Origin of the sequence: Bacterioplanoides pacificum (assembly GCF_042648445.1) — a bacterium.
Classification (GTDB): Bacteria; Pseudomonadota; Gammaproteobacteria; order Pseudomonadales; family Oceanobacteraceae; genus Bacterioplanoides; species Bacterioplanoides pacificum.
In genome coordinates, this window is the sequence record NZ_JBHRYB010000014.1 from 186284 (window position 1) to 195000 (window position 8717).

The window sequence follows — 8717 nt, forward strand, 5'->3', positions numbered from 1 at the left end:
CATCAGCACGTTAAAAACATCACATAACCCTTAGAGGAAAAACCTATGAAAAATAAAATTCTGATTCCGGCTTTCGTTTTAACTGCTTTGAGCATGACATTTTCGGCCCAGGCCCATGATCCCAAAGAACATATGAAAAATGCAGAAAGCCCGGATTGCGCAGCAATGAAGGATATGGATCACAAACGAATGAATAAGAATGATCCGGTTATGCAGGCCATGATGAAGCAGTGTATGAAACATATGGGCCATGGTAATGGCATGAAGGGTATGAATCACAACAGTTCAGTTGATGCCTCCAAAAAACAGTCAGAAAAACAGCATTCTGGCCACAAACACTAATCCGAATATATAAGGAGCTCCCATGCCTACTTTTACAGCCTTTATTAAAAGCATGTTCATTATTTCGGCTGTTGGCCTGATAGGCGGGGGGCTGTTTATATACTCAGGCCTATATCCAATGGGGGCTGATGTGCCTCATAACAAACTGAGTTACTGGATGTTAGAAACTTTGCGCGAACGTTCCATCGCTCGTGCTGCGAGTAATATCCAGGTACCGGATGATCTGAATACATCAGACCGACTATTAGCTGGCGGGGCTGACTACAATGATATGTGTGCGGGCTGTCATCTTGAGCCGGAGGTAAAAGAGAGTGACTTTACGATTGGTCTTTACCCATCTCCACCAAACCTGACCGAAGCACCTCAAGATCATGGACATGAACATAGCAGTGGCAGTGACGAGCATGGCAAGGACGCAGAAATACAACGACAATTCTGGATAATAAAACACGGAATTAAAGCCTCAGGAATGCCTGCGTGGGGACCAACTCATAGTGACGAACGTATTTGGAATATGGTGTCTTTTTTACAAAGGCTACCGTCGCTGACAAAAGAGCAATATCAGATATTAACAGCAAGAGGTCAGGAAGATCAGTGAAATAAGCTGACTATGGACCTGATGCTTTCATACTGATGTAGTGAATAAGATAAAAATGAAATTAATTATTTTAAAGGCCGAGATAATGCAAAAATTAGTCAAACTGACATTAATGATATTGTTGTTTCCACTATCTGTACTTGCTGAAAGTAATCAATACCAGCCTGGAACGCCTGAATTATTGGTATATAAACACCCTGCATGTGGTTGCTGTAAAAAATGGGTTAAACACATTGAAAATGAAGGGATTGATGTCACCTCAAAAGAGACTAAAAAAATCAGTGCAATCAAAGATAAGTATGGTATCAAACAAAACTTCAGATCTTGCCATACCGCAGTATCAAGCGATGGATATACCTTTGAAGGGCATGTTCCGGCAAAATTAATTCACCAGTTCCTCTCTGAAAGCAATTCAAACGCTATTGGGCTTTCTGTCCCCGCGATGCCTGTTGGCTCACCTGGAATGGAAGTGGGTGATAAGTTTATGCCTTATCAGGTGTTACTGCTTCTGAAAGATGGAAGTAGTAAGGTCTATGCTGAGATTAATACGTATGAGGACCAGTTCTGATGAAGCTCTTATTTGCCATTCCAAGGTCACTGTTCCTGGCGAAGCTGTCTTTGGGGGTGATGGTTAGCATGTCCGTATTGTCGGTACATGCTCAACAAGTGATTTCTTTAGAGCAGGCTATCAGTATCGCCCAGAAAAATGACCCCTGGCTTTATAGTAGTCAGCTAAAGCAGGAGGCAGCAAATCATCGCAGTATCGCATCAAGCACCTTGCCCGATCCCAAAATTTCCATAAGCATGATGAACCTGCCAACGGACTCATGGGAGTTTGATCAGGAGGGTATGACTCAATTCAAAGTTGGTGTCACCCAAATGTTCCCTAGAGGTAATACTCTGGAATTAAAAGAAAGTCAGCTAAAAATCAAGGCATCTGAATTTCCATTCCTGCGGGCTGATCGAAAGGAAAAATTGAAAGTAATGGTGTCTGAGCTTTGGCTTGAAGCTTATCTTGCTCAAAAAACGATACATCTCATTGAGTCGGATTGGCAATTATTTGAGCAAATGGTTGAGGTTGCTAAGGCGAGTTATTCCACTGCGCTAGGAAAAACGAGACAGCAAGATGTTATCAGAGCCCAATTGGAGATAGTGCAGTTAGAAGATCGTCTTACGACGCAGAAACAAAAACTTGAATCGACAATCGCCCGGCTGAATGAATGGTTACATGTATTTGATAACAGTAATTTGGAAGGTGCCTTTGACTTTGACCGACAACCCCAAACGTTTTTAACCTCAGATCATCTGCCAGAAATTGAACTGGATAACCCATCAATATTACCACCAGGTAAACATTTCAGAAGCAGGTTAGCTCAGGAGTTTTCAGATCATCCAGCAATATTAGCCATTGATATTAAGGAACGAGTGTCTGAAAAAGGGGTTGATCTTGCCAAACAGCAATATAAGCCTCAGTGGGGGGTGAATGCCAGTTACAGCTATCGGGATGACATGCCTTCAGGACAGGAACGTGCCGACTTGTTTTCAGTCGGTATCTCTTTTGATCTGCCTTTGTTCACGGGCAATAGACAAGATAAGCAGGTTGCAGCGTCGATTGCTGAGACTGAATCTGTAAAAACAGAAAAATTGCTACTCATAAAAAAAATGATCAGCGCAGTCGAGCGAGAGATAAAAAAACTCAACCGTTTATTGCAGCGACAATCTCTGTATAACGACCAGTTATTGACCAAGTCCTATGAACAGGCAGAAGTAACGTTAACAGCTTATACCAATGATGATGGTGATTTCTCAGAAGTTGTCAGAGCCAGAATCGCTGAGCTGAATACCCGCATTTCGGCATTAAAAATCGATGTTGAAGTGCTGAAAACAATAGCCCGGATCAACTACTTTTTCGCAATAGCATCAGCAGACGGCTATAGCAATATTAATAAAGGCACCAGTCAGGATTTTGGAGGTAAATAATGTCTGAGAACACAAAAGAATCACGATTAAAATTAGTTGTTGCGGCTGTTCTGGGGGCATTTCTTGGTGCAGGTATATTAAGCGTAATAAAAGTACCTTCGGGCTCTAATGGAGCAGGCGACGCATCCGGAGAGAAAAAACCACTCTATTGGGTTGCGCCAATGGATTCAAATTATCGCAGAGATGAACCTGGCAAGTCTCCGATGGGGATGGATCTGGTGCCTGTGTACGAAGAGGACTCTTCAAGTGATGGTTTTGGACCTGGTGCGGTAAAGATCTCTCCTCATGTTGTTAATAACCTTGGTGTTCGAACCTCGCCGGTTGAACTGAAAAACATCCATACAAATATATCGACGGTAGGTTATGTTCAATACGATGAAGATCAGTTAGTTCATATTCACCCTCGTGTCGATGGTTGGATTGAGAAGCTATATGTCAAAGCTGCTGGCAATCCGGTAGACAAGGGCCAGCCGCTATATACGCTATATTCGCCCCAGCTTGTGAATGCACAGGAAGAATTGCTTATCGCAATTAATCGAAATAATAAACCTTTGATTAAGGCCGCTAAGGATCGTTTAAGGGCATTACAGCTATCTGATAAATTTATTGATCAGTTGTATCAAAGCCAGAAAGTCCAGCAGAGCATTACTTTCTATTCACCGCAGTCAGGCGTGGTTGATGGCCTGAAAATCCGCGAAGGGTTCTTTGTAAAACCAGGAAATACATTGCTGAGCATAGGAAAGCTGGATCAGGTATGGGTCGAAGCTGAAGTATTTGAGCGTGACTCAGCTCTTATAAAAGAGGGCCTTCCCGTTTCAATGACACTTGATTACCTTCCGGGACAGGAGTGGGCAGGCGTAGTGGATTACGTATATCCAACGCTAAACAACAAAACGAGAACACTTCGTGTGAGATTGAAATTTGATAACCCAGACTACCAATTAAAGCCGAATATGTTCGCCCAGATATCAATTCACGCTAATCAGGCAAATAACGCAATTCTGGTACCTAAAGAAGCTGTCATCCGAACTGGCAAACAAGACCGGGTAGTACTTGCTCTGGGTGATGGTCAGTTTAAATCTGTCGCGGTAACAATAGGCCGGGTAGATCTGAACAGTATTGAAATTTTAGATGGCCTTAGCGAAGCAGATACTGTTGTGACGTCAGCTCAGTTTCTTATTGATTCCGAATCCAGTAAAAGTTCGGATTTTAAGCGAATGACGCATGAGGAAGTTCCTGAATCGGTTTGGATGGAAGGACAGGTCAACAGTGTTATGACCGAACACCGTATGGCCAATATTTCACATGGCCCGGCTGAAGCCTGGGATTGGCCATCTATGACTATGGATTTTAGTGTATCCAATCGTGTTGATATTGCTGCTTTAGAAGCTGGTCAATCACTGCATTTCGAAGTGAGTAAAACTGACGAGAATGATTATGAAGTCACGGGTATTCATATTATGTCAGAACCTGAAGTTTCCTCAGCAACCGTAGCAGGCATAGTTAATTTGATAAGTGCCACAAACCAAAGTTTAAATATCACTCGTGGCCCAATCGAAAAATGGAACAGGCCTGAAGCGACGATGGATTTTACTCTCGCAGAAGGCATCGATATTTCTGACTTTGCTGCAGGAGACAAAGTTATATTCACCTTTGAAGTACGGGATGATTTTGTCATTACTGAAATTTCTTTAGATACCTCTGATATGGGTTCTGATAAGCAGGGAAAAGACGCCGCTGATCATTCGGATCACAGTGGCCATTAATAAGATATAGAGAAGTTTTGTTATGATTGAATCTATAATCCGATGGTCGGTAAGCAACCGTTTCTTTGTAGTATTAATTACCCTGATCGTTACTTTTGGGGGATTATATTCCTTAAAGAAGACACCTGTTGATGCTATTCCTGATTTGTCAGATGTGCAGGTGATTATTAAAACCAGCTATCCGGGGCAATCTCCTCAGGTTGTTCAGGATCAAGTCACGTTTCCAATGACTACCGCTATGCTCTCTGTGCCCGGAGCCCAGACGGTTCGTGGATACTCATTTTTTGGTGACTCGTACGTCTACATAATCTTTGATGATGACACGGACCTTTATTGGGCGAGAAGCCGGGTATTAGAATATTTAAGCCAGGTGGCATCCAGCTTACCTGGATCAGCCAAACCCCAATTGGGACCCGATGCTACCGGAGTTGGTTGGGTTTATATTTATGCACTGACGGATAAAACGGGAAAGCATGATTTAAGCCAGTTACGCAGTATTCAGGATTGGTTTCTGAAGTACGAATTACAAACCGTACCCGGTGTTTCTGAGGTGGCAGCGGTTGGTGGCATGGTCAAACAGTATCAGGTTCAGGTCGATCCCGATAAACTCAGAGCCTACAATGTACCGCTCAGTCACATTCAAATGGCATTGAAACGAGGAAATAGAGAAACAGGTGCCTCGGTTGTTGAAATGGCAGAAGCTGAATATATGGTTACTGCCACCGGTTACATCCAATCTGTTAAGGATATTGAGAAAATACCACTTGGTATTAATGATCAGGGAACGCCATTGCGTATTGGTGACGTGGCGGATATCAATCTTGGCCCACAAATGCGCCGAGGAATTGCCGAATTAAATGGTGAAGGTGAAGTTGTTGGTGGTGTGGTTGTTATGCGCTTTGGCGAGAATGCACAGCAAACCATCAAGGGTGTAAAAGAAAAATTAGAATCTCTTAAATCTTCTTTGCCAGAAGGAGTTGAGGTTGTATCGGTTTATGACAGATCCAAATTGATTGATCGTGCCGTCGATAATCTCTGGAGTAAGCTACTGGAAGAGTTAGCGGTAGTTGCGCTTGTCTGTGTCGCATTTTTGTTTCATTTACGTTCATCGATTGTCGCGGTTGTAACCTTACCATTAGGGATTTTGGTATCGTTTATCATCATGTATATGCAAGGGATAAACGCTAACATCATGTCCTTGGGTGGTATTGCAATTGCCATTGGAGCAATGACTGATGGTGCAATTGTGATGATTGAGAATATGCATAAGCATATGGAGACTCTGAATAAAAAAGGCATACCTCTGACCGATAAAAATCGCTGGGAAGTCGTTGCAAAGGCAGCCAGCGAAGTGGGACCTGCTCTGTTCTTTAGTTTGCTAATCATTACTGTTTCCTTCTTACCAGTTTTCATTCTGGAAGCACAAGAAGGCCGGATGTTCTCGCCCCTGGCATATACAAAAACTTACGCCATGGCGGCATCTGCTGGCCTGGCAATTACTTTAGTCCCTGTTCTGATGGGCTATTTTATCCGAGGAAAGGTTATTTCTGAGAAGAAAAACCCTTTAAACCGTTTACTAATCGCAGTTTATATGCCGGTTCTAAAGCGAGTTATGCAGTTTCCTATTGCGACGATCATAGCCGCCATCTTAGTTACAGTCGTGGGCTTCTGGCCGGTTGATAAAATTGGTAGTGAATTTATCCCTCCACTTGATGAGGGTGATCTGATGTACATGCCTACAACTTATCCGGGGATTTCTATCGGTAAGGCCAGAGAGCTACTGCAACAAACGGATAAACTTATCCGTACTGTTCCTGAGGTAGAAAATGTATTCGGTAAGGTTGGGCGCGCAGAAACGGCAACTGATCCGGCACCTTTGACTATGATTGAAACTTTTATCCAGCTGAAACCAAAAGAACAGTGGCGTGACGGCGTTACAACGTACTCGCTAAAGGCTGAGTTTGATAAACTGGTTAAATTCCCTGGATTAACCAACGCCTGGGTTATGCCAATTAAAACAAGAATTGATATGTTGGCTACTGGTATAAAAACCCCTGTAGGAATTAAGGTTGCTGGGCCAGATCTGGCTAAAATCCAGGAAATAGGGCAGCAAATCGAACAACTGTTGCCTCAGGTTGATGGCACCGCCTCAGTTTACTCTGAGCGAGTCGCTGGTGGGCGTTATATCAAGGTTGACATATCCCGGGATAAAGCCAGCCGTTTCGGTTTAAATATTGAAGATGTTCAGCAAGTTGTATCTACCGCCATAGGAGGGATGAACGTAACCCAGACCGTGGAAGGTCAGGAACGGTATCCGGTTAACCTACGATATCCACAGGATTATCGAGACTCCCCTGAGCAGTTGTCACGACTACCGGTTGTGACGCCGAAAGGTCAACGTATTGCACTCGGTGACGTAGCTGATATCCGGGTTGAAAATGGCCCTCCGGGAATTAAAAGTGAAAACGCTCGCATTAACGGTTGGAGCTTTATTGATATCGATGGTGTTGATGTTGGGACCTACGTAGAGAATGCGAAGGAGCACCTGACGAACAATCTGGACTTGCCAGCGGGTTATTCAATTTCCTGGGCCGGACAGTACGAGTATATGGAACGAGCAAAAGAGAAACTCACTTACGTGCTTCCTTTAACTCTCGCCATCATTGTTATTTTGCTTTATTTAAACTTCAGGGCAATCAGTGAAGTGGCTATTATTATTGTTACGTTACCAATGGCCATGATTGGTGGATTGTGGCTGATGTATTTAGAAGGATTTAACTTTTCCGTTGCTGTTGGTGTAGGTTTTATCGCGCTAGCCGGAGTTGCGGTTGAAATTGGCGTGATAATGCTGGTTTATTTAAATCAGGCACTAGAAGAACTTAAAGATGAAGCAAAAAGGGAGGAGCGTTCGATATCAGATGCTGAATATCAAGCAGCGCTATTACATGGTGCTGGTTTGCGTGTGAGGCCTGTGATGATGACTGTTGCCACTATTATCATCGGATTGTTACCTATTTTATATGGTACAGGGACTGGATCGGAAGTGATGAGTCGTATTGCTGCACCCATGGTAGGGGGAATGACCAGTGCAGTGATATTAACTCTTATCGTGTTGCCAGCGATTTATTCAATCGTAAAAAGGACTGAAGTAAAGTCATTTAACAAAGAACAATCGAGCTAACCCATCCACTCGGGTATTTCTTAATACCCGAGCTCACTGCTTTCAAAAAAGTTTCCCTTTATTTTCTCCTATGACAAAGTATAGGGAAGCTTTTATTCCTGAATCCTCTGCATAATCTAAAATCTAAGACATATTTTAATATATAGCAGCCACGTCATTATTAATGAAATATCCGTTTAAGACCATAGCAGTCTACGAAGACCATTTTCTAAACGGCTGAGTGATGTTGCTAATAATCTATATTCGGCGAATTTCTACTTGCTCTTAATTTTTTGTTAATTTCGTATAAATCTCACTATTGATGTAGATATTTTCTTGCATAACCCTGCTCTGCAACGACAGGTTAAAAGCTTAGATCGTATCCCACGGATTGGATGATGCAGATTCCGATAACAAATACGCAATTGGTACAGGCTGTTGGGAATATATTGTTTTCGTATCTTCAGGAGATTTCTTAGTTGGTACGAAAATATAGGTGGATGGAAAAGAATTAAGAAGTGGTCTTAGGTGATAACGGTAATTTTAAATCGGTTGGAAAGTGAACTTATAAAAGAGGTTGTTGTTAACAGCTTGTCGTGGCTGAAGGAATGATGCTTTGGGTGGAGTTGAGAAGATATAAATATATCGTAGAATTAATAGTTCGACGCCACCAGGTAGGGGCGTCAGATAAGGTAGGAATTGTTAAAGGTTAGCTTCTAACTCAATTACAGTAATCGGTTATAGTGTATTAGTTCAGACCTGATCTGACACTTCGATTTGAAAAGAAGAGAGTTTCCCGTTTTGATGTTGGTGTCGAATCAAAATCAAACACAAAGGAAACTCTCTATGCTTGAGTCTAACAATCCCATCA

At 42.6% G+C, this 8717-nt stretch carries 6 protein-coding genes; all 6 read left to right on the forward strand.

Going from position 1 to position 8717, the window contains the following annotated elements; genetic code table 11:
• Window positions 1-45 precede the first annotated feature (45 nt).
• Genes ACFOMG_RS14905 through ACFOMG_RS14930 form a run of 6 tightly spaced genes read left to right on the forward strand, consistent with a single transcriptional unit; the run spans window position 46 to window position 7867 of the window.
• Window positions 46-342, forward strand: a complete 297-nt coding sequence (locus tag ACFOMG_RS14905; RefSeq protein WP_376867768.1) for a hypothetical protein — start codon at window positions 46-48, stop codon at window positions 340-342.
• A gap of 22 nt (window positions 343-364) precedes the next feature.
• Complete coding sequence (locus ACFOMG_RS14910; protein WP_376867770.1) at window positions 365-940, forward strand: c-type cytochrome; 576 nt, start codon at window positions 365-367, stop codon at window positions 938-940.
• Between the two features lie 55 nt (window positions 941-995).
• Window positions 996-1508, forward strand: a complete 513-nt coding sequence (locus tag ACFOMG_RS14915; RefSeq protein ID WP_449237032.1) for a DUF411 domain-containing protein — start codon at window positions 996-998, stop codon at window positions 1506-1508.
• Complete coding sequence (locus ACFOMG_RS14920; RefSeq protein WP_376867772.1) at window positions 1508-2920, forward strand: TolC family protein; 1413 nt, start codon at window positions 1508-1510, stop codon at window positions 2918-2920. The genes ACFOMG_RS14915 and ACFOMG_RS14920 overlap by 1 nt, the downstream gene beginning before the upstream one ends.
• Window positions 2920-4686 carry an efflux RND transporter periplasmic adaptor subunit gene (locus tag ACFOMG_RS14925; protein WP_376867774.1) on the forward strand — a complete coding sequence of 589 codons (1767 nt, stop codon included), beginning with the start codon at window positions 2920-2922 and terminating at the stop codon, window positions 4684-4686. The genes ACFOMG_RS14920 and ACFOMG_RS14925 overlap by 1 nt, the downstream gene beginning before the upstream one ends.
• Window positions 4687-4708: 22 nt before the next feature.
• On the forward strand, window positions 4709-7867 hold the full coding sequence (locus tag ACFOMG_RS14930) for an efflux RND transporter permease subunit (RefSeq protein WP_376867775.1): 3159 nt from the start codon (window positions 4709-4711) through the stop codon (window positions 7865-7867).
• Window positions 7868-8717 lie beyond the last annotated feature (850 nt).